Source organism: Paracoccus alkanivorans, assembly GCF_003697785.1.
In the GTDB taxonomy this organism is placed as follows: domain Bacteria; phylum Pseudomonadota; class Alphaproteobacteria; order Rhodobacterales; family Rhodobacteraceae; genus Paracoccus; species Paracoccus alkanivorans.
Map to the genome: position 1 here is coordinate 78,278 of NZ_QOKZ01000003.1, position 23,510 is coordinate 101,787.

A 23,510-nucleotide genomic window follows, 5' to 3' on the forward strand; every position below is an offset into this window, starting at 1 on the left:
GGATCGGTCGCAGGGCGGCAAGCAGGCTGCATCGCACTATCGGCTTCGCGCTACACTTTAAGACAACAGGTGACAATTTCCGGCAGATCGCTACCCTCATCCGTGTTCCGCCAAGCCGAGGAAAGATATCATGACATTCGAAGCCGCCGCCGCCGCCGTCCCCACCGTGCTTGCCGAGGACGACCGCATGAAGATCACCCGTTGGGATTTCGCGCCGGGCGCCACGACCGGTTGGCATGAGCATGAAATGGATTACGCGGTGGTCATCCTGACGGACTCGACGATGGCTTACGAGGCAAACGGCGAGGTGACCGAGAAACCCGTTAAAGCCGGTGACAGCTATATCCGCCGAAAAGGCGTGCAGCATGACGTCAAGAATGCGGGCCCCGGTCCGCTGTCGTTCATCGAGATCGAAACGAAGAGATAGCCAGGACCCCGGGATGTAAGCAGCTCCCTGGATGTTTCCGCGATATCCTTTTCGCATGAAACAGTGGGAAGAGGCGCACACATCCACGCCAAAACATTGTTGTGCGCCCCGACGGGCCCTATATAGCTGTGAGGGAGGTGGAAGTGCCATATCTCAAGCGGTTGCGTCGCCTCATTGCGGCCCTTGCCGTCTTGCTGATGGCCGCAATTCCGACAGCGGCGCAGAAATCCGACGATTCCGAAACCGGATCGTTCGTATTGATGTCTGCGATCGAGGGCCCGATCGGCCCGGCGACGGTCAGACATGCCGGACGTGTCATCGGCCTTGCCGAGGACCGGCGGGCGGCGGCTGTCATCCTGCGGCTGAACACCCCCGGCGGACTGGCCGATTCCATGCGAGAGATCATCTCGGAGATCCTCGCCTCGGATGTGCCGGTCATCGGATATGTCGCCCCCTCCGGTGCGCATGCCGCGAGCGCGGGCACATATATCCTTTACGCGGCACATGTGGCCGCGATGGCGCCCGGTACGAATATCGGCGCGGCTACTCCCGTCCAGATCGGCGGATTGCCCCAGGGTCTGCCCGAAGATGCACCCGGCGAAGAGGGCGATTCAGACGAAAGCGGCAAGGACCGGGATAGCGCCGATGAGGAGGCCCCGAAGCCTGACAGCAAACCACTGAGACCGGACGATGCGATGTCGGCCAAGGCCACGAACGACGCCGTGGCCTTGATCCGGAGCCTGGCCGAACTGCATGGCCGCAATGCCGAATGGGCCGAGCGCGCCGTCCGCGAGGCGGCAACCCTGTCATCTGACGCGGCATTGAAAGAGGGTGTCATCGACATACAGGCCGATGACGTGGACGAACTGCTTGCCGCCGCTGACGGACGGAAAATCGAAGTCGGCGGCAATGAACGGATCCTCGTCACCGCGGGGCTGCCGGTCGAGATCGTCGAGATGGACAATATCACCCGGATCCTCAGCGTTCTGTCCAATCCGAATGTTGCACTGGTCCTGATGATGATCGGAATTTACGGACTGATCTTCGAGTTCTGGAACCCCGGCGCGACGGTCCCGGGCGTGGTCGGCGCGATCAGCCTCACGCTGGGGCTTTACGCGCTCAATCAGCTTCCTTTCACCTATACCGGGCTTGCATTGATTGGTCTTGGCATCGCCTTCATGGTGGTCGAGGCGCTGACCCCGACCTTCGGCATTCTGGGATTCGGCGGACTGGTGGCTTTCGTTCTCGGGGCGTCGATGCTGATAGACACGGATCAGCCCGCCTATCAGATATCGTGGTGGATGATCGGGACCATGGCGGCGATCAGCGGCGCCGTGCTGATATTGCTGCTGGGTTTCACCCTGCGCGCCTATCGGAGCGCGCCGGTAATCGGCAAGTCATACATGATCGACAGAACGGCGAAAGTGCTGGAGTGGTCCGGTTCGGAAGGCTTCGTGCTGGCTGACGGCGAACGCTGGCACGCCAGAGGAGGCGCCGATCTTGTCCCCGGGCAGCCGGTCCGCATCCGGGACGTCATCGGACTGACACTTGTCGTCGAGTTCGCTTCGGAATCGGAAAGGATAGGTTAGTCATGCAGTTCGACATTTTCGGCTGGATATTCCCACTGGCTGGTATCGCGCTGGTGGTTCTCGTCCTCTACAATGCCATCTACATCTTTCGTGAATACGAGCGTGGCGTGGTATTCACGCTTGGGCGCTTTACCCGTGTCGGAGGCCCGGGACTGGTCATCCTGATCCCCTTCGTTCAGCAGGTGGTGCGCACCGACCTGCGCATGTTTGTCGAGGACGTTCCAAGCCAGGACGTGATCAGTCGCGACAATGTTTCGGTCAAGGTCAACGCGGTGATCTATTTCCGCATCGTCGATCCGCAGCGCGCGATCATCAATGTCGCCGATTTCGCCGTCGCCATCAGCCAGCTGGCGCAGACCACCCTGCGTTCGGTGCTGGGCAAGCATGAGCTGGACGAGATGCTGGCCGAGCGTGACAAGCTCAATGTCGATATCCAGGAAATTCTCGACCGCCAGACCGAGGCCTGGGGCCTCAAGGTGGCCAATGTCGAGATCAAGCATGTCGATATCGACGAAAGCATGGTCCGCGCCATCGCGAAACAGGCCGAGGCCGAAAGGCTGCGGCGGGCCCGGGTCATCAACGCCGAGGGGGAGCAGCAGGCAGCCGTCAAGCTGGTCGAGGCCGGCAGGATGCTGGCAACGCAGCCCAACTCGATGCAACTGCGCTTCTTCAACGCACTCAGCGACATCGCCACCGACAAGACCAGCACGGTCGTGTTTCCGCTTCCTGTCGATCTATTGCCACAGGGCTTGCGCAAGCCGGACGAAAAACCAGAATGAAAAGGTTTTCCGGAGCAGCCTTTCATTTACGTTCCGCGCCCTTCCCCGGACGGGGATATCGCTTGCCGGTCGGTTCCAGACAGGCCGTAGGTCGACGGACCTGAACGGGCCTCCAATACAGTATCCGTAACCTCGGTATGGGGGCCGGCCTGCCCGCCCGAACCCGCCGGCGCGGACGCACTGAAGGAACCGGTCGATGCGCATGCAGGCCGGTCCGCCGAAGGTTGCGGCGGCGCGGTCGGTCAACGCGGGTGACCGGCAAAGCGGAGCTTCAGGCAAGCGCGCTTGACATTTCGGTTTCGGGGACTTCGATCAGGGCGGGTTTCCGGGTATCAATGGCCGCGCGAAGCGCAGCGCGCAACGCATTGGACGCAGCCGCCTTACACGAGGCAATGCCATAAGCGGCGGCCAGAACCTTTGGCAGATCGGACAGATCCTGCAGCGTGTGGCTGAAAACCGTGACCTGCTGCATCAGTGACTGCTGATAGGGAGGTTCATGCAGATATCCTTGACCGAACTCCATATGCCGGCGGCTGCCGACGGAAGAAATCATCAGCGTGGGCAGCGATTCCGCTTAGGCCTGCGCGACCGGCGTGATGATATTCGTCACTCCGGGACCGGTAATGACAAAGCAGACACCGGGCTTGCCGGTCAGGCGCGCATAGCCACCGGCCATGAAACCGGCGCACTGCTCGTGCCGCGGGGTCACATGCCGAAACCCGCTTTCTGCCAGATCATCGTAAAGCGGTATCGTGTGGACACCGGGAATGCCGAAAACGGTATCGACGCCATAGACTGTCAACAGATCGTGGATCCACGGTCCTGCGCAGCGTTCGGACTTGCTCACGCGGATTGCTCCTCAAACGCTCAGGCTGACGCGATTGCGGCAAAATTCGGTGATGCGGCGCCCCGCCTCGATAAGGGTGCTCTCGTTCAGGGTGAAGGACAGCCGCAGATGGCCCGCCGCGCTGGCTCCGAATGCCGTGGCATCGAGGGCCGAAACCCCGGTCTCGCGGAACAGTTTCCAGGAGAAGTCGCGGGCGGACAGCCCGGTTCCCGTGATGTCGAGCATCAGGAACATCCCGGCCTCCGGCGTCAAGGCCCGGACACCCGGCGCATGCGCCAGCGCCGCAAGCAAGGCGTCGCGGCGGCGAATATAGATTTCCCGCATATCGGCCACGATGGATTCGAATTCTTCGAGTGCCGTTTCCGCAGCCTGCTGAACAAACCCCGGCAGGCCGTAAAGCATGCAGAGCGACAGGTTGCCCGCATGGGCGACCGCCTCTTGCGGACCGATCATCCAGCCGCAGCGCCAACCGGTCATGGCATGGCTTTTGGACAGGCTGGAGACGGTCAGCGTCCGCTCGGCCATCCCCGGCAGCGATGCAATGGAAACATGCGGGACTCCGAAGGTCAGGCTGGCATAAACCTCGTCGCTGATGACCCAAAGATCGTGACGCCGTGCGATTTCGGCAAGCGCCTCGGCCTCATCGCGGGTGGTCACTGTGCCGGTCGGGTTATTCGGACTGGCCAACAGCATGGCCCGCGTGCGCGATGTGACCCGCGCGGCAAAGGCCCCGGGATCCGGGCGAAAGCCACCACCGGATCTGGGTGGCACGGGAACCGGAATCGCCCCCGACGCCCGGATCGTAGCCTCGTAGGTCACATAGCAGGGATCGGGTATCAGCACCTCGTCGCCCGGGCGCAAAAGCAGCATCGACGCATAGAAAAGACCATTCTGCGCCCCGGCGGTCACGCAGACATTGGCTGTATCGACCGGCATACCCATTATGCCGGAAGCATGGCGTGCAATCGCGCCGCGCAGGGCAGCTGTGCCTTGAACGGCCACATAATGAGAATCGCCCTCGCGAAGTGCGGAAACCGCGCGTTCGGTCACCGCCGCCGGGGTATCCATGTCGGGATCCCCCACGCTCAGCACGATCACATCCTCGCCCCGGGCCCTTGCCGCCATCGCCTCGGAATGGATCGCCCATGCCGCTGCGCCTTCGCCTGCGATTCTTTCTACAAGAGGTGAATATTCCATGGCGACCTTCCAACAGCCCCTTTTCTCCCTGCTAACTATTGTTGAACGAATGTTCAACAGTATATGGGATTTTCATGGACGCCTCGCCCACCTCATGCAAGGCTGTAACGTGATGACTGACCATGCCCGCACCGAATCCTCATCTGCACCGCGCTACCGACGCCAAACCGCCGATGAACGGCGCGAGGCCCTGCTGCAGGCCGCGTTGCGCTGTATAGTGATGATGGGGATCGAACAATGCTCGATCCGCGCTATCGCCAGGGAGGCCGATGTATCGGTCGGCCTGATCAACCATCATTACGGTACGAAGGAAGCCCTGATCGCAGCAGCCTATCGGCATGTGGCCGATGACGTGCTTGCGCAGATCGAGCGGCGCGTCGCCGATGTCGGCGGAAACGCTCGTGAAAAACTCTCCGCCTTTATCCGGGCCTCCTTCTCGCCCGTAAATCTGGATGCGGATCTGTTCAGGGTATGGCTGGCCTTCTGGACGCTGCAATCCACTTCGAAAGAGATCGCGGCGGTGCACAAGGAACGCTACGGCGCCTACCGGGCGGTTGTCGAAGGTCTGATCGCCGAGTTGCAAGAAAGAGAGGGAAAGAGCCGTCTCGAGCCGCGCCTGGCCGCGATCGGCCTTTCCGGATTGCTGGACGGGCTGTGGCTGGAATGGTGTCTTGAGCCGGAAACCTTTTCTCCGGAAGAAGGGATCGTCTTGTCCGAGGCTTGGGTGGATGCGCTGGTCGCGCCTTCCATGGGTTGATCGCGTCTTAGCTCGCGTTATTATTGAACATTCGTTCAACAGCTGGTAATGTGCCGGCATGCGACAGGAAATCGACGGACCCACCGCTCGACGGGCCGCAGCGCCTCGCACGGCAGAACCCGAATTGGCCCAATCCGTTTCGGGGATGGAAAAAAGCTATAATACCCTGAAAAGTTCTGAACGGGATCAACTTCACCGCAAGGCGGGGAAGCGTGTCATCGATCATCGGGGCAAGCGGCTCGGGCAAAAGCACATTGCTTCGCTGTATGAATCTGCTGGAAACTCCGCAGGCCGGAAAACTGGTGATCGCCGGCGAAGAACTGGAGTTCACCGGCCACAGCCACCGTATCGACACCCGGAAAACCCACGGTTGCGCCGCAAGGTCGCCATGGTGTTCCAGCAGTTCACATTCTGGCCTCATTTGACCGTGCTCGGGCAGGTTCTCGAGGTCCCGGCCCATATCCATGGCGTGGAACGAAAGGAGGCGACCGACAGGGCGATGGCATATCCGGAGCGCGTCGACATGGCCGGGCGGGACAGCCCCGGATCGGCGAAGAAGAAGCATTCCGGATATGGCAAACGGCGCGAACCGCATGCTATTCCCCGGATATGCGCTTCAAGGATGAAATCCGTCTCCTGCTTCCGGAACTTCGTGCCTACGCCTTTTCGATATGCGAAAGGCGGGATGACGCGGAGGATCTGGTGCAGGATGCGGTCGCACGCGCCTTGACAGCCGGACAGCCGCCCGAAATCCTCGAACAGTTGCGCCCGTGGATGTTTCGGATCATCCGCAACCTGCATTATGATGAATTGCGGAAAATGCGGGTGCGGCGGGAATATCTCGCCCGCGAGAAACGTCTTTATGATGAATATCCGGGCACCCCGGATCGATCAGGTGACATATTGGTACGGCTGGCATTCGAAGGCTTGCCGCCGGATACCCGCGAAGTGCTTTTCCTGATCGATATCATGGGGCTCAAATACAAGGAGGCGGCGCTGGTCATGAATGTGCCGCAGGGCACCGTGATGAGCCGGATCAGCCGTGCACGGCGCGCCCTGCTGGAGCGCATAGAAGGCAAGACCGACGAGAAAGCAAAGGTGAGCCATCTGAAATGAGTGGTTTGTCCGATACGGATTGGGAGGCGCTGAGCGCCTATCATGACGGTGAGATGGCATCTGAAGAGGTGCGCTCCTTCGAGCGGCGGCTAAGGGATGAGCCGGAATTAGCCGCAACATTGGCCAGCATCAGATCGCAGTCGCATAGCCTGCGAATGCTTGGACCGCAGCGCGCCGAAGAGCCCCCTGCTCCGCGCCATACACCGCGATGGGGTTGGGTTGCTGTGGGAATGCTCGCGGCCAGCCTTGCCGTCGCGGCCTATACCGGCGTCATGTCCAGGCAATCGGTGCCGCTGATAGAATTGCACGACGCATTCTCTGCGCAGTCCTTCCCGATGGCGCAAGGTGACCTGCAACCGGTCATGCAGAAGGAATACGGGGCACTGCCCGATCTCGTCCCGGCAGGGCTTACCCTGGTTGCAACGCGGGACATTCCGGAGGGAACGGCGGCACATTACGCAGGGAAGAATGGTTGCAGGCTGACCCTGTATCTTGGCAGCGAGTCTTTCGCGCTGCCATCCGATCCCGAGATCGAAGCGACCGCATGGGAAGCTTCCGGCAAAAGCTATGCGGTCCTGGCCGACAGGATGGATCTGCAGCGGTTCGAGGCGCTGGTGGAATATCTGCGTGAACTGACGCTAGAGGACGGCACGGCAGATATGCTCGCCCTGCGCAACGCGACCCGAAGCGCTGAAAATTGCGCCTGACGGCGTTGTTTGCCCGCCGGCACCGCGGGAGGAGGAACAGTGCCGGCAGGCGGGCCCGTGCAAATCATACGGCCCATTCGAAACCCGCAAACGGATGACGCCCTACATCACTCTTTGCCCGGATCCTTCACTACAGCCGCGACATATTGCGACACCGTTTCGATTTCCTCTTCGCTCATTGTTTCTGAAAAGGCAGGCATCACGCCAATGCCGCTGGTGACTGCCGCACGGACTTGTTCCAATGTCGGCTTGAGCTGGTCGAGATTCGGGCCGACCTCGCCCACGGCCTCGGCATCGGCCAGGGCATGGCAAATGGCACAGGCCGGTTCCGAGGTTTCGGTAAAGATTTTACGACCGGCCTCAAGATCGGGCTCCGCCGCAGCAGCACTGCCGAGCGTAAGCAAAAACGAGATGGCGGCACCCGCGAGGGGCGTCGTTGGAATGGGCATATTGATACTCCGCTATCATTGTTGGCTTTCGCGCATATCCCGCGTTTCTCGTGATCGGGATATGCGCTGTATCTGCGATGCCGGCAGGGCGTCAGCTTACGGTCACCTCGACCGCGTGAGCGCGCCAGCCGTTATTGCCGTAGCCGCGCTCATTGGGTTCGAAGTTTTCCGGCTGCGCCTCGCCTTTCGCGTTCGTGGCCCGGCTCGCCAGCATATGCGTACCCTGACCAAGTTCCGCGATCAGCACGAAGGGCCGCCAAGCATAAGGCCCCATATCGGGACCGATAAAGCCTGCCTCGGTCCAGCTTTCTCCGCCATCGGTCGAAACCTCGATTTTCTCCACGGCGCTGGCTCCACCCATGGCGACCCCATGGATCTGGACCCTGCCGGCTTTCGCGTCCTCAAGAGGACCGGTAATCCAGGATTTCACCGGCATCTCGAACATCGACGGCTGCGACGGGTCGCCCTCTTCGCCAACCGGACGGGTGCGATAGCCTGTCTGCTGGATCTTGGCGGGCGATTCCTCGGCGGTAAAGGCGATACGTTTCACATATTTGATGTTGTTCACACCGTAATAGCCGGGGACGATCAGCCGAAGCGGTCCGCCATGAGCGAGTGGCAACGGCTCGCCATTCATTTCCCAGGCCAGGATTGCCCTGTCCAGAACCTCCTTGGGCACGGAGCGTTCGACCTGGATCGTCTCTTTCGGCAAGCCTTCGGGAATTTCCTCTCCGCCGGTTCCGGTCAGCCAGGTCATGCCTTCGGCAATACCACCCATGGCTTCGACCAGGTTCCGCAGGGGAACGCCCGTCCAGACCACGTTTCCTGCCGCACCGACGGACCATTGCGAACCGCTGGTCTCATGCTCGAAAAAGGCACGCCCGTTGCCGGAGCATTGCAGCACGCATACAACGGTTTCGACCGCCACCGTCTTCATCTCACCGACGGTCATCGTAACGGGGCTGCCCACGCCCTCGAAACCCACCTCCCAGGCATCCCGGTCGGCGACAATATCCTCGGGCGGGGCTGGCAGATTGTTGCGGATATATAGGTCATTGCTGGGGGTGATCAGTTCGGCCCCCTGGGCAGCGCGCTTGGTTTCAAGCGTCTGCTCGGAATGAAGAATAAGATCATCGGCATCCTTCCACGACACGTAGTCGGGAAGCGCTGCGGCATCCTCCTGGGCGATTGCCGGCATGCCGGATGCGGCAGCTCCGACAATTCCCGCAGAGCCGATCAAAAATTGGCGCCGCCTGATTTCCTGCATGACCGTCATGATTGTCCTCCCTTGGTTCAGCCTTGGTCGAGGCACCGATCGGGTTCTGCCCGCCCAGGATCGCTACCGTAAGAGAGACGGCTGGCAATGGCCGATTATTCCCGAACCACCCAGGAAAATTTCGTTGCTGCGCCAAGCGCTGAAAAGATGCCTCAATTTGCCGCTGAAACGTCCCTTGATCCAGCGGCAACGCCAGGGCATTCAGCTCGATGCGATCGCATTGACGGCCTCGGAGGCAAGCGGAGCGACGCGGCGGCGAAACTCCTCGGGCTGCCATTCCGACAGGGATCCCGCGATATGGATGGCGGCAATCGGCCGGTTGTCGGGACCGGGGACCGCTACGCCCAAGGCAACCTCACCCATCAGGATTTGCTCGACCGCAAGCGCATGGCCATTCTGACGTGTCAAGGCGATCTGTTCGCGGATGCTTTGCGGATCGGTAAGCGTTCGCGGTGTCACTGGCCGCAGGTCGGCTGCCGCAAGAAGCCGGTCGACCTCGATATCGGGCAGCATCGCCATGACCGCCCATCCCCCGGATGTGCAGAACGTGGGCACGCTGTTCCCGATCAGCGTCGCGAAAAACATTTCCCGCTTGCTCTGCATCCGTGCGGCATAGACCATTCTCTGACCGTCGAACAAAGACAGATCGACCCTTTCGCGGACATTGCGCCTCAGTTCCAGAAGAACCGGGCTAGCCCGGCGCAGCAACGGGTTCAGCCGCAGGTAATCATAGGCCAGATCCAGAATACCGAGATCGAGCAGAAAGCCCCGCCCGTCGCTGCTGAGCCGCATATATCCCAGTTCCCGGAAGCTATGCGCAATCCGCTGAGCAGCGCTTCGGGTGATTCCCGCACGCGAGGCGATCTCTGCCAGCGACAGCGGCCCATCCGCCCCCTGAAAGGCGGCCAGAACCCGAACCGCACGGCCCAGAGACTGCACGAATATCGGGTCGTCATGGGAATTCACGACATTTTTCAACTTCGCAGATGGCATTCGAGACACACCATTGACAGGTTCTGGAACTTGCTTTTATGGTCAATATTCAATGCAGGTGTATCGGATTGCAATACATTATGCGAGCTGTTGAAGAAAGCACCAATCGGGCATCCTTCCGCATTGCGGTGGCCGGCTTCGTCCATGAGAGCAATTCATTCGCACCCAGCCCCGCGGATATCGACGCTTTCAGACATGGAGGGGGCTACCTGCCGCTTTCGCGCGGAGCAGAGATCCTGCAACGCGCACGCAACGTGAACCTGCCGGTCGCAGGCGCGATCAGTTTCGGCGAGGCTGCGGGCTGGCAATTGCTTCCACTGCTATGGGCGGGCGCCGTGCCTTCGGCGCCGGTCACCTTGCAATGCTACACCACCATCACGGACGAAATCATCCAGCGGCTGCGCGACGCCATGCCGGTCGATGGCGTGTTTCTGGACCTGCATGGCGCGATGGTTGCCGAAAATACCCCAGATGGCGAAGGGCCGCTGATACGCAGGGTTCGCGAAGTGGTCGGCCCGGCCGTGCCCATCGTCGCGGCGCTGGATCTTCATGGCAACATCACCCGTGAGATGGTCGAGCATTCGGATACGCTGGTCGGATTCCGGACCTATCCTCATGTGGACATGGCCGAAACCGGCACCCGCGCCGCAGCCCAGCTTGAACGGCTGCTTAACGGCGGACCGAACTTCAAGGCATTCCGCCAACTGGATTTTCTGATCGCGATTGCCTGGCAGTCGACATTGACCCAACCGGGCAAGCGGCTTTATGCGCTGGCCTCCGAACCGATGGACGGGATCTATTCATCCTCGCTGTTCATGGGCTTTCCGGCGGCCGATTTCGCGGATTGCGGACCCTCGGTTCTGGCTTATGGCGCGACACAGGATCAGGCGGATGCGGCGGCCCGGAGGATTGCATCGGCTGTCAGCGAGGCAGAGGCGGAATTTCAGGGGCAAAGCTTCAGTCCCGAAGACGGGGTCCGAGAAGCGATGCGCCTTGCGCGAGACTCGGACCGTCCGATCGTGATTGCGGATACACAGGATAACCCCGGTGCGGGCGGGAATTCCGATACCACGGGGATGTTGCGCGCTTTGGTGGCCTGCGATGCGCAGAACGCGGCGCTCGGCCTGCTGACGGATCCCTCTGCTGCGGCCGCAGCACATGCCGCCGGTGAAGGGGCCGAGATCGACATCGCCCTTGGCGGCAATTCCGGTATTCCCGGCGACGCCCCATTCAGGGGCCGCTTCACCGTCGAAAAACTTTCCGACGGCGCATGCCACGCGACCGGCGGATTTTATGGCGGCGCGCATCTGCGCCTTGGACCATCCGCTTGCCTGCGCATCGGCGAAGTGCGCGTCGTGGTCACGTCAAGGAAGGCCCAGATGGCCGACCGCGAGATGTATCGTTTCGTGGGCATCGAACCCGAGGCCCAGACCATTCTCGTCAACAAGAGCTCGGTCCATTTCCGGGCGGATTTCAACGATATCGCCGCCGCGATCCTGACCTGCACCGCTCCCGGGCCCATGCCCGTCAGTCCGGCAAGCCTGCCTTTCCGGCATTTGCGGCCCGATATGCGATTGTCGCCCGGTGGGCCGCCATTCGCCTCGCTTGCGCAAAGCTGACGCCAAGATCGGCTAGCGCGCCATACAAACAAAACAGGGAAAATAACATGCTCAAAAAACTGACCGCTACTCTGCTCGCCTCATCCATACTGGCAGGTTCGGCCTGGGCCGAAACGACCGTGACAGCCGTGATGCATTCCGGCCTGCGCGTATTGGACCCGGTGATGACCACGGCGCATATCACCCGCGACCACGCCTACATGATCTATGACGTCCTGATCGCGCAGGATTCGGAGTTTCAGCCGCAGCCGCAAATGGCTGACTGGGAAATCTCGGAGGATCAGAAGACCTATGTCTTCACATTGCGCGACGGGCTGAAGTTCCATGACGGAGAACCGGTCACCGCCGCAGACGCGGTCGCATCGTTGAAACGTTGGGCCGAAAACGACGCGGGCGGCCAGGTCATCATGGACCGGACCGAAAGCCTCGAAGCAACCGATGACAAGACCATCACATGGGTGCTGAGCGAACCCTTCGTGCCAATGCTGGACGTGTTGTCCAAGCAATCGGCGCTTCCCCCTTTCATCATGCCCGCCCGGGTGGCCGAAACCCCCGCCGACGAGCCGATCACGGATTACACGGGCTCGGGCCCGTTCCGCTTCGTCGAGGAAGAGTTCCAGCCGGGCGTGAGCGTGACCTATGAAAAGAACCCCGACTATGTTCCGCGCGACGAACCGGCCGACTGGATGGCTGGCGGTAAGGTCGTCAATGTCGATAAGGTCAAATGGGTAAACATGGCCGATATCCAGACGGCGGTGAATGCGCTGATGAGCGGCGAGATCGACTATATCGAACAGATGCAGGTCGATTTGCTGCCGCTGCTGGAGGGCGATCCGAATGTCGTTGTCGAGGTCCGCGAACCGACCGGGATGCAGACGATGACAAGGCTCAACTTCCTGCATCCGCCATTCGACGACCCGAAAATCCGGCAGGCCGCGCTCGCGGCGATCTCTCAGGAGCCGGTGCTGGCAGCGATGATCGGCAATCCGGAATATTACCAGATCTGCGGCGCGGTGCTGGGCTGCGGCACCCCCCTTGGCAGCGAGACCGATGCGGACACGCTGACCGGCGGCGGTGGTATGGAGAAAGCCAAGGCATTGCTGGAAGAGGCCGGTTATGACGGCACCCCCGTGGTGCTGATGGCGCCGACCGATCTGGTGGCGCTGGCCACCCAGCCCGTCGTGGTGTCGCAGATGCTGCGGGATGCCGGGTTCACCGTCGATATGCAGCCGATGGACTGGCAGACCCTGGTGACCCGCCGGGCAGGACAGGCCGCGCCCGCCGATGGCGGTTGGAACATGTTCATCACCAACTGGATGGTGCCCGAGATCTCGAACCCGATCAGCAATCCGATGCTGAATGGTCGCGGCAATGACGCCTGGTTCGGCTGGCCGACCGACGAGAAGATCGAGCAGCTGAAAGCCGAGTATATCGCCGCCGAAGATCTGGATGCTCAAAAACAGGTCAGCGACAAGATCCAGGCACATGCGATCGAGAATGTCCTGCTGGTGCCGCTCGGCCAATACAGCCTTCCACAGGCGCGGCGGAGCACGATCACCGACATGATAAACTCGCCCGTCCCGGTGTTCTGGAACCTCAAGAAAACGGAATGACCTCCTCTTCCGACTTTGCCGGGATGACGGGCCAACCCGTGCCGTCCCGGCTCCGGACCTGCATGTTCTGTCGAACCGAGGAACCACGATGCTAGGCTATATCCTGCGCCGCATTCTGGCCGTCATTCCCGTGATGCTGTTGGTTGCGGTTTTTGTCTTCTTGCTGCTGAGGCTGACCCCCGGCGATCCCGCGGCAATCATCGCCGGAGACATGGCAACCCCCGCACAGCTTGAACGTATCCGCGAGGCAATGGGGCTGAACCAACCGCTGCATGTGCAATTCTTCACATGGGTCGGGCAATTGTTGCGCGGTGATTTGGGAACATCTCTGATTTCCAGCACGCCGGTGGCCGGGATGATCGCCGACCGGATGGGACCAACGCTCGCCATCGCGCTGCTGACGATCCTGATGTCGGTGGCGCTCGCGATCCCGATGGGCGTGATCGCGGCATGGAAACATCGCAGCGGTGCCGATTACGCGGTCATGACTTTCTCGGTGCTTGGTTTCTCGGTGCCGGTCTTCGTGATCGGATATGTGTTCATCCTGCTGTTCTCGCTGAAACTGGGCTGGTTTCCGGTGCAGGGCTATACGCCGATCTCGGAAGGGCTGGTTGCGTTCCTGAAGAATGCCTTCCTTCCCGCGCTGACCCTGACGACGATCTATGTCGCGCTGATCGCAAGGATGACACGCGCCAATATGCTGGAGGTCCTGGGCGAGGATTACATCCGCACGGCGCGGGCCAAGGGCGCCCCGGAACATCGGGTGCTGTTCCGTCATGCCCTGAGGAACGCCGCTGTGCCGATCCTCACCGTCATCGGCACCGGCTTTGCATTGTTGATCGGCGGTGTCGTGGTCACCGAGACCGTGTTCAACATCCCCGGTATCGGCCGTCTGACAGTAGATGCGATCCTGGCCCGCGACTATCCGGTGATCCAGGCGATGATCCTCTTGACCAGTTTCCTTTATGTGCTGGTCAACCTGATCATCGATCTCAGCTATACGTTCTTTGATCCGAGGATACGCTACTGATGTCACAGGCACCCCAGCCCTCCTCGGCGATGCAACCGGTTTTGCGCGTCATCGGCCTGCCGCATCTGGGCATCGGCCCGAAAATTGCCGCGCTCGTCCTCGCGCTGATCGTGGCTGCCACGATCCTGGCGCCATGGCTTGCGCCGCATGATCCGCTGACCATGGACCCGCTCGTGCGCCTGAAAGGTCCGATGGAGGGCCACCCCCTTGGAACCGACAATTACGGCCGCGATATCCTCAGCCGGGTGCTGATCGGCGGGCGGTTGTCACTGGTGATAGGCATCGCCGCCGCGGTCGTCTCGGTCATCCTGGGCCTGGTGATCGGAATGATCGCCGGCTTCTTCCACACCGCTGACGCGATCATCATGCGAATGATGGATGCGCTGATGGCAATTCCCGCGATCCTGCTGGCAATCGCGCTGGTGGCACTGAACGGACCGTCGGTCGGCTCGGTGATCGCAGCGATAACCATCCCCGAGATCCCGCGCGTCGTGCGGCTGGTGCGCGCCGTGGTCCTTGGTGCGCGCGAGGAACCCTATGTCGAGGCCGCCATCGCCCTCGGGTCATCCACCTTCAAGATCCTGACCCGGCATCTGCTGCCGAATACGCTTGCGCCGCTTATCGTGCAAGGCACCTATATCCTTGCCTCGGCGATCCTGACCGAAGCGATCCTGTCATTCCTCGGCGCGGGGGTAAGCACGGAAACCCCGACCTGGGGCAATATCATGGCAGAGGGGCGCCAGTTCTTCCGGATCAAGCCGGATCTCATCCTCTATCCCGGTGTAATGCTGTCCCTGTGCATCCTGTCGATCAATCTTCTGGGCGATGCCGCACGCGACATGCTGGATCCGCGGCTGAAGAAACGGGCGGGGTAAGCGATGCGTTTCAAGACAAGGAATTTCGATACATCCTCTGTCGCGCTTTCGACAGAGGATCTGAGCGTGCATCTGCCGGATACGCCGGGCCAGCCGCAGGTTCTGAAACAGATCGACGTGACCATCAGGCAGGGCGAGACGGTTTGCCTTGTCGGCGAATCCGGCTCGGGCAAATCCGTGACGTCACTGGCCATCATGGGACTTCTGCCCGAGGCGCTGAAGGTCACGGAAGGCCGGATCAACTTGCAGGACCGGGATCTGCTGCCGCTGAGCCGGGCGCAGATGCGCGAACTTCGCGCCGCCCGTATCGCGATGATCTTCCAGGAACCGATGACGGCGCTGAACCCGGTTCTGCGTGTCGGCGGCCAGATCATGGAGGTGATGGAACTGCACACGCAACTGCCCGCGGCCGAGCGGCGGGCGCGGGCCATCTCGATCATGGAGCAGGTCCATCTGCCCGATGTGGAACGTGTGTTCCGGTCCTACCCGCACCAGTTGTCAGGCGGGCAACGCCAGCGGATCATGATCGCCATGGCATTGGTGCTGGAGCCAGTGCTGCTGATCGCGGACGAACCCACCACCGCGCTGGACGTGACGACACAGCAGCAGATCCTTTCGCTGATCGAGGAACTGCAGGCCAATCATGGCACGGCAGTGCTGTTCATCACCCATGACATGGGAGTCGTCGCCGAGATCGCCGATACCGTCTATGTGATGAAACATGGCGAAATCGTCGAGCACGGCCCGGTCGAGCATGTCCTGCGCCAGCCGCAGGCGGATTATACCCGCGATCTGCTGGCCTCGGTTCCCAGCCTCTCGCCCCGCCCTGCCCGGCCGGAAGGGGACGAGATCGTCCTGAAGGTCGAGGCGCTGAACAAGATCTATGGCGGCGGCGGCATCCTGAAGAAGCTGCCGCAGACTCACGCGGCGAAAGAGGTCAGCTTCACCCTCACGCGCGGACGGACCCTCGGCATCGTTGGTGAATCCGGCTCGGGAAAATCGACAGTCGCACGCTGCATCATGCGGCTGATCGATCCGACATCGGGCAGGATCATGCTGGACGGCCAGGATATCGCCGGCCTTTCCCGCAACGCCCTGCGCCCCCATCGCAAGAAGCTGCAGGTCGTGTTCCAGGATCCGATGCGTTCGCTGAACCCGCGCTGGACCATCGCCGAAAGCCTGATCGAAGGGCCCCTGAACTACGGCACTCCGCGCAGCGAGGCGATGGCAGAGGCGGCACGGATGCTGACCGTCGTTGGATTGCCAGAAAACGCGCTGAAGCGTTACCCGCACCAGTTCTCGGGCGGACAGCGGCAACGGATCGCAATCGCCCGCGCGGTGATGATGCGTCCCGATGTCCTGGTCGCCGACGAGGCAGTCTCGGCACTGGATGTCTCGGTTCAGGCACAGGTCCTGAAACTGCTGGAACAGCTGCAGGACGAGCTGGGGATCGCCATCGTCTTCATTACCCATGATCTGCGCGTCGCGGCGCAGATCTGCGATGAGGTGATCGTCATGCAGCGCGGCGCTGTGGTCGAACACGGCACCGCCGCCGAGGTACTCGTCAGCCCCGCCCATGCCTATACCCGCTCGTTGATCGAGGCTGCTCCCGGTCGGATGTGGGACTTCCAGAACTTCAAGGAGATGCCCGAGGTGACACATGCCAATCCTAGCTGATATCGAATCCGCCGCGCCCGAGCTTGAAGCCATCTTCCGCGATCTGCACGCAAACCCGGAAATCGGTTTCGAGGAAACGCGCACTGCCGGGGTGGTTGCGGATAAACTGCGTGAATTCGGTTTCGACGAAGTGCATCAGGCCGTGGCGAAAACCGGCGTGGTCGGGGTCCTGCACGGGCGTGGACAGGGCAATCGCCGGATCGGGCTGCGTGCGGATATGGACGCCTTGCCCATTCAAGAGACGAGCGGTCTCGATTACGCATCGCAAAATCCCGGCAAGATGCATGCCTGCGGTCACGACGGGCATACCACGATGCTGCTTGGTGCCGCAAAATACCTGGCGGGGAGCCGCAATTTCGACGGCACCGCCATATTCATCTTTCAGCCTGCCGAAGAGGGGCTGGGCGGTGCGCGCGGCATGATTGCAGAGGGGTTGTTCAAGCGCTTTCCGGTCGATGAAATCTACGGCATGCACAACCAGCCGACGGGTCAGGCGAACCGCGCGACCGTCTGCAAGGGAACGGCCATGGCCGGAGCCTCGTTTTTCGACATTACCGTGACCGGCAAGGGCAGCCATGCCGCCATGCCGCATCAATCCAACGACGCACTGGTAACAGCCTCGGCGCTGATCGGACAGTTCCAGACCATTCTTGGACGCAACATGCCGGCGCTGGAAAGCGCCGTCCTGTCGGTGACGCAGATCCACGCCGGCAGCGCCTATAACGTTATACCCGAAACCGCCCGGATCGCGGGCACCATCCGCTTTTTCGAACCCGAGGCCCGCGACCTCATGCAGCGCCGCATGCGCGAGATATGTGCAGGTTTCGCAACTGGTTTCGGCGTGGTGGTCGATATCGAGTTCCGCAAGATCTTCGATGTTCTCAAGAATGATCCCGCATTGTCCGATGAATGGCTTGCCGCAGCCGCCGATATCGTCGGCACCGAAAATGTCAACGACGACAGCCGGCCTTTCACGGGATCGGAAGACTTTGCCGACATGTTGCAGGTCATACCAGGCGCCTATGGCAACCTGGGACATGCGGGCACCATCCCTCTGCACAATCCGGGCTTTGTGCTCGATCCGGCAATTCTGCCTGTTGGCGCCTCGATTTACGCGCGGCTGATCGAGCGCCGTCTACCATTGGAGGCCACATGAATCCCCTGAACCTGCCATTTGACAGCGAGGACATGCTGACGGGGCTCCGCCCCTGGATCGAATGCGAAAGCCCGACATGGGATGCCGCCGCAGTCAGCCGGATGATGGCGCTGGCCGCACGCGACCTGACAAATGCGGGCGCGGCCGTCGAGACGATCCCCGGAACCGGAGGGTTCGGGAATTCGATCCGCGCGAGCTTTCCTCATCCGGATCGCGGCAAGCCGGGCATACTTGTCTCGGGCCATCTCGATACGGTTCATCCGGTCGGCACATTGGAGAAACTGCCTTTCCGTCGCGAAGACGGGCTGTGCTATGGCCCCGGCATACAGGACATGAAGGGCGGGAATTATGTCTGCCTGGAGGCGATGCGCCAGATTCTGAAGGCGGGTCTGCAAACTCCCCTGCCGGTCACCTTCCTGTTCACGCCCGACGAAGAGGCCGGAACGCCATCGACGAGGCAATTGATCGAGGACGAAGCCCGGAACATGCGCGCGGTCCTGGTTCCCGAGCCAGCAAAGGAAGACGGAGGCGCGGTGATCGGCCGCTATGCCATCGCCCGCTTCGACCTGTTGACCAGGGGGCGGCCAAGCCATGCCGGATGGGCCTTGAAGGAAGGCCGCTCTGCCATCGCCGCCATGGCACGGAAAATCCTCGAGATCGAGGCGATGACCACGGAGGACTGCACCTTTTCGGTCGGTGTCATCCATGCCGGGCAATGGGTCAATTGCGTGTCGTCGGAATGCCGGGCCGAGGTGCTCAGCATGGCAAAGACACAAGAGGACCTGGACCGTGGCGTTGCCGCGATGGAAGCGCTTCAGGCCGAGGAAAACGGCGTTTCCTTCGAGGTTGCCCGTGGCGTCACCCGCCCGGTCTGGTCCCCCGACCATCCCGGCACGCTGGAGCTTTACGAAATCGCCAAAAAGATCTCGGCCGAGATCGGGTTCGACCTGAGCGCAGGTAGCGCCGGCGGCGGATCGGACGGTAATTTCACCGGAGCAATGGGTGTGCCGACGCTGGATTCCATCGGTGTGCGCGGCAAGGGATTGCATACTTTGAATGAGCATATCGAGATCGACAGCCTGACCGAGCGTGCCCGGCTGGCAGCAGGATTGCTGATGACCATCACTTGACTGTCGCAGGGCGCAAATATACGCGTTTCCGTTTGGTTGGGCAGAAGCTAAAGCGTCATGTCTTTAACCTGAATCGGGGGCTTCCCGGCCGAGCGCATTCATGATGCTGTTCTTGTTGGGAGGATGGATCATGTCAGCAACATTGTCATCGGCATTTCGGGTCCGGTTTCAGCATTATATCGAGGAGGGTCTGAGCGATCGGGCGGCTGCCGTGCGCTTGAAGCTCTCACCTGCGACAGGCGCGGTGGGTTCGACTTGCCCGGATGTCAGCTCATGCCCGTGATGCGAGAGTATCCGGCACGGATTATCCTTATTTATGAACCGAAGGTTCGCAAAGCGAAACATCTGTGAAGACAAATCTCACCCGGTTGCGCGGTCGGGCACCGAAAGGGCAGCGGTTGATCATGGATGCGCATTTTGGAAGCTGGGGCACTCAGACTTTCATCGCCGGTCTGACAAGCGACGCGATGATTGCGCCCCGGGTGATAAAGGGAGCGGCGGATGGTGACGCCTTCGCCGCCTATATCCGCAACGTGCTGCTGCCGGAACTCTTCAAAGCCGCGGGATATGTCTCAGGTTAAAAGAGAAATGCTTTAGAGGCCCATTCATCAAGCTTCGCAACGATATGCCGGAGACCATCGGCAATGCCCTGGGCCGGATGTGATCTGCCCTCTGCGAGCGGCAAATCTCGGGCGCGACAAAATGCATGGTTTGACAGGCTCACGCCCTCTGGCATAGTTGGGACTGTCAGCAATCTCGCGATCAATAGTAAATTCGTGCATATTCAAGCGGCAACTTGCCATTCGAACCGAAGTTGTCAGAACAGCGCCGTTCTGCTTCTTTCGGCGCAGCGCCTGATAGTTGCGATACTGTTGCTGCCGTTTTTGCTGATATCCTTGCTCGGCGACAACACGATGCTGGCCAAAGCCCCGGATAACCGGGTCATCGTGGTTCTGTGCACCGGGACCGAGCAGGTCGAGATGGTCTGGGCCGAAGATGGCAGCCTGAAGCCCGCCGATGATCCCCCCGCAAAGGATCATGACAGTTCCAACGCCTGCGAGTGGACGACATTGGCGCAGCAGGCGGTCACCGCCGAACCCTCGGATGCTCCGGATTTCGAGCCGGTCTTGCTCACCAACCGCATGTCGATCGGCCAGCCCCTTCACGCAAGGCGGATGGCCGTGCTTGCCCCCTCGGCACGAGGGCCACCGTTACTGGCCTGAACTCCTCGCAAGAAAAGCCTCGCGGCCCTCGGGCTGCATCCGGCCATCTTCGCAATCCGCATCAGCATTTCTTCGATGACGCCTGCCGCAACCAGATGGGCAAATCCGCCACTTCCAGGCGGCCAGTTTACGAGGGCAACATAATGACCAATCCGGTAATCACCGGGCAAGGCGCCGTATCCGAAACGGACCGGTCCGATCTCTACCGCGCCGTATGGCGCTGGCATTTCTATGCGGGACTTCTGGTCCTGCCCTTCCTGATCACCCTGTCGATCACCGGCGCGCTGTATCTGTTCCGCGACGAGATCGACAATTTCGTTCATGCCGATCTCAAACGCGTCGCCGTTCAGCAGGCGGAAGCCGTTGCACCGTCGCAAATGATCGCCGCAGCGCTTCACGCGCATCCGGGCAAGGCGGTGAAGTTCACCGATCCCCCACGCTCCGACGCATCGGCCGAGATCACCGTGGCAACTGCCGATAACGAGCGTATCGCCGTTTATGTCGATCCTTATGAGGGCCGGGTGCTTGGCACATTGCCGGATCGGGGGACGGTCATGTGGACGGTGCGATATCTGCACAGCCTGCGCTATTTCGGCCCGACCGCGCGGGCCTTGATCGAGATTGCCGGAGGATGGTCGATCCTGCTGGTCGGAACGGGCATTTTCCTGTGGTGGCCGCGCGGCAGGAAGGGCGGGGTGATCTCGATCCGGGCGACCCCGCGCCGCCGGGTATTCTGGCGCGATCTGCACGCGGTGACCGGCCTCTTTGTCGGCGGGGTCATCGTGTTCCTGGCGATTACCGGGATGCCTTGGTCGAATGTCTGGGGCGGCAAGGTGAACGAGTGGGCAAATGGCTCGAATTTCGGCTATCCCTCCGGGGTTCGCGTGGATGTGCCGATGTCAGACCGGAAGCTGAGCGATACCGCCAAGACCTCATGGACGCTGGAGCAAGCACAGATCCCCGAAAGCACCGGGGCGGATGGTGCGGCACCGGCGATCGGCATCGACGCAGCCGCCGAAACCTTCGACCGGTTGGGGCTGCATGACGGTTACACGATCAGCCTGCCCGGTTCGCCAAACGGCGTCTATACCGGCTCGGTCTATCCCGACGACCTGCACCAACAGCGCGTCGTGCATCTGGACCAGTATTCCGGCAAGGCGCTTGTGGATATGGACTATGACGACTACGGCCCGGCAGGCAAATGGCTGGAATTCGGCATCAACATCCATATGGGCCAGCAATTCGGGCTGGCCAACCAGCTGCTTTTGCTTGCAGCTTGCCTGGCCATCATCGCCATGTCCGTATCTGCGGCGGTGATGTGGTGGAAACGCCGTCCCGCTCGTGGCCTGGGAGTGCCACCGATGCCATCGGATCCGCGCGTGTTTCGCGGGTTGTTGGCGATCCTGGTTATCGGCGGTGTGTTGTTTCCGCTGGTCGGGCTATCGCTGCTGGCGATGCTTGCCGTCGATTGGACGATCCGCCGTATATCGAAAATCCGGCGCCATCCTCGCATGGCCTGACACGGGCAAAACATCGCCGGTCATCGCCGGATGGCAAGCAATATCCACTCCTTTCACTGCCCCGAAAACTTCGGGGCAGTGCCCATCAGTGACGGATATTGGGGTCAATCGGCCCGTTCGGTCCTCCGACAACGGCCTCGACCATTGCCGCAACCGCCAGCAATTTAGCCTCGCCGCGCGGAGGACCGATAAGCTGGATACCGATCGGCAATCCTTCCTCCGAAAATCCGACGGGGATGGAGATCGCCGGCAGGCCCGCCGTCGTGGCGAGGAATGCGAATTTCAGCCAGTCCATGTAGCCGGAAAGCTTCAGGCCATTGATCTCATCGACCCACTCGACCTCGACAGGGCGCGGCATGCAACCCACGGTCGCACAGGCCAGCACGTCATAGCGCTGCAGGTATTCATGCATGTTGTTGAAAATCACGGTGCGGTTCAGCTGCGCATCGGCGATCTGGTCCACGCTCAGCGCGCGGCCAAAGGCGATATTCCCGACGATCGTCGGCTTGAGATGTCGCGTTACCTCTTGCGGAGCCCGCTTGAAGGCCGCCGCCATCTTCAGGCCGCGAAGAACGTGGTAGGTCGGCTCCAGTTCCGACAGGTCCGGGCAGGCTTCCTCGACAACGCCGCCATTTCGTTCGACCAGCAGCATCGCGCCATGCAGAGCATCCATGATCACCGGTTCGACCGGCGCATAGCCGCCCAGATCGGGTGCAAATCCGATCCGGATCTTGTTATCCGCCTCGATCACCGATTGCTGATAGGATTTCGCGGGCGGCGGAAAGCTGGTCGGCACGGCAGGCTGGAACCCGGCCATCGCATCAAGAAACAGGGCACAATCGCGAACCGAACGCGCCATCGGCCCCTCCTGGCCTTCGATGAGGAAGGCAGTATTGCTGAGGCTGCCGCACAGTCCCGGGCTGGGCCGAAGCCCGACAATTCCGTTATAGGCCGCTGGCGTGCGCAGGCTGCCGCCATGGTCCGAGCCGTGGCTTAACCAGACCTCGCCGGTGGCCAGAGAGACCGCCGCCCCGCCCGATGATCCGGCGGCGTTCAGCCGGGTGTCATAAGCGTTCCGCGTCCGGCCGAAGACCTCGTTGAAGGTATTTCCGCCCGCGCCGAATTCCGGCGTATTGGTCTTGCCGACCACGATCCCGCCGCGCGCCTCGATCATGGTGACGAGGGGATCGCTCGCCTCCGGCACGAAATCGGCCAGACCCAACGAGCCCGATGTGCAGCGCACACCCGCAACCGCCGTCAGATCCTTGATGCCAAGCGGCAGACCAGCAAGCCAGCCGGGATGATCGCGCATCGTGTCATCCAGCCTTATCGCCGCGGCCTCTGCCCGAGAGCGGCAGGTGATCGGCATGGCATTGACCGCGGCCTCGACGGCCCCGATCCGGGCAAAGGCCGCATCGATCAGCTCGGCCGGAGACACCTCGCCCCGGCGCAGCATGTCGACCACCTGGAAGGCCTGTTTGCGGCAGATCTCATCGCCGGTATATGGCTGCTGGGTTGTCTGGTTCACGG

At 61.4% G+C, this 23,510-nt stretch carries 24 protein-coding genes; 17 read left to right on the forward strand and 7 right to left on the reverse strand.

All coding sequences use genetic code 11. The features are described 5' to 3' along the window. Positions 1-130: 130 nt before the first annotated feature. From C9E81_RS08565 to C9E81_RS08575, 3 genes are all read left to right on the forward strand, one after another. Positions 131-427: a cupin domain-containing protein gene (locus tag C9E81_RS08565; protein WP_122111920.1), complete on the forward strand. Its 297-nt coding sequence runs from the start codon at positions 131-133 to the stop codon at positions 425-427. 143 nt (positions 428-570) lie between these two features. Beyond that, a complete protein-coding gene (locus tag C9E81_RS08570; protein ID WP_208021144.1) occupies positions 571-2,016 on the forward strand; it encodes an NfeD family protein in 1,446 nt (481 codons plus the stop codon). Between the two features lie 2 nt (positions 2,017-2,018). Beyond that, positions 2,019-2,795 carry a slipin family protein gene (locus C9E81_RS08575; RefSeq protein WP_122111921.1) on the forward strand — a complete coding sequence of 259 codons (777 nt, stop codon included), beginning with the start codon at positions 2,019-2,021 and terminating at the stop codon, positions 2,793-2,795. A gap of 271 nt (positions 2,796-3,066) precedes the next feature. Here the strand turns inward: C9E81_RS08575 and C9E81_RS23285 are convergent, their stop codons facing one another. The 3 genes from C9E81_RS23285 to C9E81_RS08585 are packed head-to-tail and all read right to left on the reverse strand — an operon-like array spanning position 3,067 to position 4,839. Further along, positions 3,067-3,348: a hypothetical protein gene (locus C9E81_RS23285; protein ID WP_243698578.1), complete on the reverse strand. Its 282-nt coding sequence runs from the start codon at positions 3,346-3,348 to the stop codon at positions 3,067-3,069. A 21-nt stretch (positions 3,349-3,369) separates the two neighbouring features. Next, positions 3,370-3,642 carry a thiamine pyrophosphate-binding protein gene (locus tag C9E81_RS23290; protein WP_243698579.1) on the reverse strand — a complete coding sequence of 91 codons (273 nt, stop codon included), beginning with the start codon at positions 3,640-3,642 and terminating at the stop codon, positions 3,370-3,372. Between the two features lie 12 nt (positions 3,643-3,654). Further along, complete coding sequence (locus C9E81_RS08585; protein ID WP_122111922.1) at positions 3,655-4,839, reverse strand: pyridoxal phosphate-dependent aminotransferase; 1,185 nt, start codon at positions 4,837-4,839, stop codon at positions 3,655-3,657. On the opposite strand from C9E81_RS08585, the gene C9E81_RS08590 reads away from it, so the two are divergent. The 4 genes from C9E81_RS08590 to C9E81_RS08605 all read left to right on the forward strand — a co-directional run bounded on the left by C9E81_RS08590 (position 4,838) and on the right by C9E81_RS08605 (position 7,419). Beyond that, entirely contained in the window at positions 4,838-5,596 is a 759-nt protein-coding gene (locus C9E81_RS08590; protein ID WP_122111923.1) for a TetR/AcrR family transcriptional regulator, read from the forward strand. The two genes, C9E81_RS08585 and C9E81_RS08590, sit on opposite strands and share 2 nt — an antisense overlap. Before the next feature lie 185 nt (positions 5,597-5,781). Then, positions 5,782-6,021, forward strand: coding sequence for an ATP-binding cassette domain-containing protein (locus C9E81_RS23665; protein ID WP_425010636.1), 240 nt, complete (start codon positions 5,782-5,784; stop codon positions 6,019-6,021). Between the two features lie 184 nt (positions 6,022-6,205). Then, on the forward strand, positions 6,206-6,712 hold the full coding sequence (locus C9E81_RS08600; RefSeq protein ID WP_122111925.1) for an RNA polymerase sigma factor: 507 nt from the start codon (positions 6,206-6,208) through the stop codon (positions 6,710-6,712). Continuing rightward, positions 6,709-7,419, forward strand: coding sequence for an anti-sigma factor family protein (locus C9E81_RS08605; protein ID WP_122111926.1), 711 nt, complete (start codon positions 6,709-6,711; stop codon positions 7,417-7,419). The genes C9E81_RS08600 and C9E81_RS08605 overlap by 4 nt, the downstream gene beginning before the upstream one ends. Positions 7,420-7,526: 107 nt before the next feature. Here the strand turns inward: C9E81_RS08605 and sorU are convergent, their stop codons facing one another. The 3 genes from sorU to C9E81_RS08620 all read right to left on the reverse strand — a co-directional run bounded on the left by sorU (position 7,527) and on the right by C9E81_RS08620 (position 10,110). Further along, positions 7,527-7,868, reverse strand: coding sequence for a SorU family sulfite dehydrogenase c-type cytochrome subunit (gene sorU, locus C9E81_RS08610; protein ID WP_122111927.1), 342 nt, complete (start codon positions 7,866-7,868; stop codon positions 7,527-7,529). Between the two features lie 91 nt (positions 7,869-7,959). Further along, positions 7,960-9,144 (reverse strand): SorT family sulfite dehydrogenase catalytic subunit, encoded by a 1,185-nt coding sequence (gene sorT, locus C9E81_RS08615; RefSeq protein WP_122111928.1) that lies wholly within the window; start codon positions 9,142-9,144, stop codon positions 7,960-7,962. 201 nt (positions 9,145-9,345) lie between these two features. Continuing rightward, the gene (locus C9E81_RS08620) at positions 9,346-10,110 is read right to left on the reverse strand and encodes an IclR family transcriptional regulator (protein WP_243698580.1); all 765 of its coding nucleotides are present in this window, start codon (positions 10,108-10,110) and stop codon (positions 9,346-9,348) included. Between the two features lie 107 nt (positions 10,111-10,217). On the opposite strand from C9E81_RS08620, the gene C9E81_RS08625 reads away from it, so the two are divergent. The 10 genes from C9E81_RS08625 to C9E81_RS08670 all read left to right on the forward strand — a co-directional run bounded on the left by C9E81_RS08625 (position 10,218) and on the right by C9E81_RS08670 (position 21,980). Next, entirely contained in the window at positions 10,218-11,756 is a 1,539-nt protein-coding gene (locus tag C9E81_RS08625; protein WP_122111930.1) for a M81 family metallopeptidase, read from the forward strand. A gap of 47 nt (positions 11,757-11,803) precedes the next feature. Further along, a complete protein-coding gene (locus tag C9E81_RS08630; protein ID WP_122111931.1) occupies positions 11,804-13,369 on the forward strand; it encodes an ABC transporter substrate-binding protein in 1,566 nt (521 codons plus the stop codon). Between the two features lie 88 nt (positions 13,370-13,457). Next, positions 13,458-14,399, forward strand: coding sequence for an ABC transporter permease (locus tag C9E81_RS08635; protein ID WP_122111932.1), 942 nt, complete (start codon positions 13,458-13,460; stop codon positions 14,397-14,399). Next, on the forward strand, positions 14,399-15,274 hold the full coding sequence (locus C9E81_RS08640) for an ABC transporter permease (protein WP_122111933.1): 876 nt from the start codon (positions 14,399-14,401) through the stop codon (positions 15,272-15,274). Before C9E81_RS08635 ends, C9E81_RS08640 begins: the two co-directional genes overlap by 1 nt. Before the next feature lie 3 nt (positions 15,275-15,277). Next, the gene (locus C9E81_RS08645; protein WP_122111934.1) at positions 15,278-16,951 is read left to right on the forward strand and encodes an ABC transporter ATP-binding protein; all 1,674 of its coding nucleotides are present in this window, start codon (positions 15,278-15,280) and stop codon (positions 16,949-16,951) included. Continuing rightward, positions 16,935-18,107 carry a M20 aminoacylase family protein gene (locus tag C9E81_RS08650; RefSeq protein ID WP_122111935.1) on the forward strand — a complete coding sequence of 391 codons (1,173 nt, stop codon included), beginning with the start codon at positions 16,935-16,937 and terminating at the stop codon, positions 18,105-18,107. Before C9E81_RS08645 ends, C9E81_RS08650 begins: the two co-directional genes overlap by 17 nt. Next, on the forward strand, positions 18,104-19,237 hold the full coding sequence (locus C9E81_RS08655) for a M20/M25/M40 family metallo-hydrolase (protein ID WP_122111936.1): 1,134 nt from the start codon (positions 18,104-18,106) through the stop codon (positions 19,235-19,237). The genes C9E81_RS08650 and C9E81_RS08655 overlap by 4 nt, the downstream gene beginning before the upstream one ends. Before the next feature lie 398 nt (positions 19,238-19,635). Continuing rightward, positions 19,636-19,818, forward strand: coding sequence for a hypothetical protein (locus tag C9E81_RS22685; RefSeq protein ID WP_147457575.1), 183 nt, complete (start codon positions 19,636-19,638; stop codon positions 19,816-19,818). Between the two features lie 333 nt (positions 19,819-20,151). After that, complete coding sequence (locus C9E81_RS23670) at positions 20,152-20,460, forward strand: hypothetical protein (protein ID WP_147457576.1); 309 nt, start codon at positions 20,152-20,154, stop codon at positions 20,458-20,460. Between the two features lie 143 nt (positions 20,461-20,603). Next, positions 20,604-21,980, forward strand: a complete 1,377-nt coding sequence (locus C9E81_RS08670) for a PepSY-associated TM helix domain-containing protein (RefSeq protein ID WP_122111938.1) — start codon at positions 20,604-20,606, stop codon at positions 21,978-21,980. A gap of 85 nt (positions 21,981-22,065) precedes the next feature. Here C9E81_RS08670 and C9E81_RS08675 read toward each other — a convergent pair whose 3' ends face one another. Continuing rightward, entirely contained in the window at positions 22,066-23,508 is a 1,443-nt protein-coding gene (locus C9E81_RS08675) for an amidase (RefSeq protein ID WP_243698581.1), read from the reverse strand. Between the last annotated feature and the right edge of the window lie 2 nt (positions 23,509-23,510).

What these genes read in the sequence shown, in the direction of transcription:
- C9E81_RS08565 (WP_122111920.1), top strand. Translation starts at nt 131, where the DNA reads ATGACATTCGAAGCCGCCGCCGCCGCCGTCCCCACCGTGCTTGCCGAG.
- C9E81_RS08575 (WP_122111921.1), top strand. Translation starts at nt 2,019, where the DNA reads ATGCAGTTCGACATTTTCGGCTGGATATTCCCACTGGCTGGTATCGCG.
- C9E81_RS23285 (WP_243698578.1), bottom strand. Translation starts at nt 3,348, where the DNA reads ATGATTTCTTCCGTCGGCAGCCGCCGGCATATGGAGTTCGGTCAAGGA.
- C9E81_RS08590 (WP_122111923.1), top strand. Translation starts at nt 4,838, where the DNA reads ATGGCGACCTTCCAACAGCCCCTTTTCTCCCTGCTAACTATTGTTGAA.
- C9E81_RS08585 (WP_122111922.1), bottom strand. Translation starts at nt 4,839, where the DNA reads ATGGAATATTCACCTCTTGTAGAAAGAATCGCAGGCGAAGGCGCAGCG.
- C9E81_RS08600 (WP_122111925.1), top strand. Translation starts at nt 6,206, where the DNA reads ATGCGCTTCAAGGATGAAATCCGTCTCCTGCTTCCGGAACTTCGTGCC.
- C9E81_RS08605 (WP_122111926.1), top strand. Translation starts at nt 6,709, where the DNA reads ATGAGTGGTTTGTCCGATACGGATTGGGAGGCGCTGAGCGCCTATCAT.
- sorU (WP_122111927.1), bottom strand. Translation starts at nt 7,868, where the DNA reads ATGCCCATTCCAACGACGCCCCTCGCGGGTGCCGCCATCTCGTTTTTG.
- sorT (WP_122111928.1), bottom strand. Translation starts at nt 9,144, where the DNA reads ATGACGGTCATGCAGGAAATCAGGCGGCGCCAATTTTTGATCGGCTCT.
- C9E81_RS08625 (WP_122111930.1), top strand. Translation starts at nt 10,218, where the DNA reads ATGCGAGCTGTTGAAGAAAGCACCAATCGGGCATCCTTCCGCATTGCG.
- C9E81_RS08630 (WP_122111931.1), top strand. Translation starts at nt 11,804, where the DNA reads ATGCTCAAAAAACTGACCGCTACTCTGCTCGCCTCATCCATACTGGCA.
- C9E81_RS08635 (WP_122111932.1), top strand. Translation starts at nt 13,458, where the DNA reads ATGCTAGGCTATATCCTGCGCCGCATTCTGGCCGTCATTCCCGTGATG.
- C9E81_RS08640 (WP_122111933.1), top strand. Translation starts at nt 14,399, where the DNA reads ATGTCACAGGCACCCCAGCCCTCCTCGGCGATGCAACCGGTTTTGCGC.
- C9E81_RS08645 (WP_122111934.1), top strand. Translation starts at nt 15,278, where the DNA reads ATGCGTTTCAAGACAAGGAATTTCGATACATCCTCTGTCGCGCTTTCG.
- C9E81_RS08650 (WP_122111935.1), top strand. Translation starts at nt 16,935, where the DNA reads ATGCCAATCCTAGCTGATATCGAATCCGCCGCGCCCGAGCTTGAAGCC.
- C9E81_RS08655 (WP_122111936.1), top strand. Translation starts at nt 18,104, where the DNA reads ATGAATCCCCTGAACCTGCCATTTGACAGCGAGGACATGCTGACGGGG.
- C9E81_RS23670 (WP_147457576.1), top strand. Translation starts at nt 20,152, where the DNA reads ATGCTGGCCAAAGCCCCGGATAACCGGGTCATCGTGGTTCTGTGCACC.
- C9E81_RS08670 (WP_122111938.1), top strand. Translation starts at nt 20,604, where the DNA reads ATGACCAATCCGGTAATCACCGGGCAAGGCGCCGTATCCGAAACGGAC.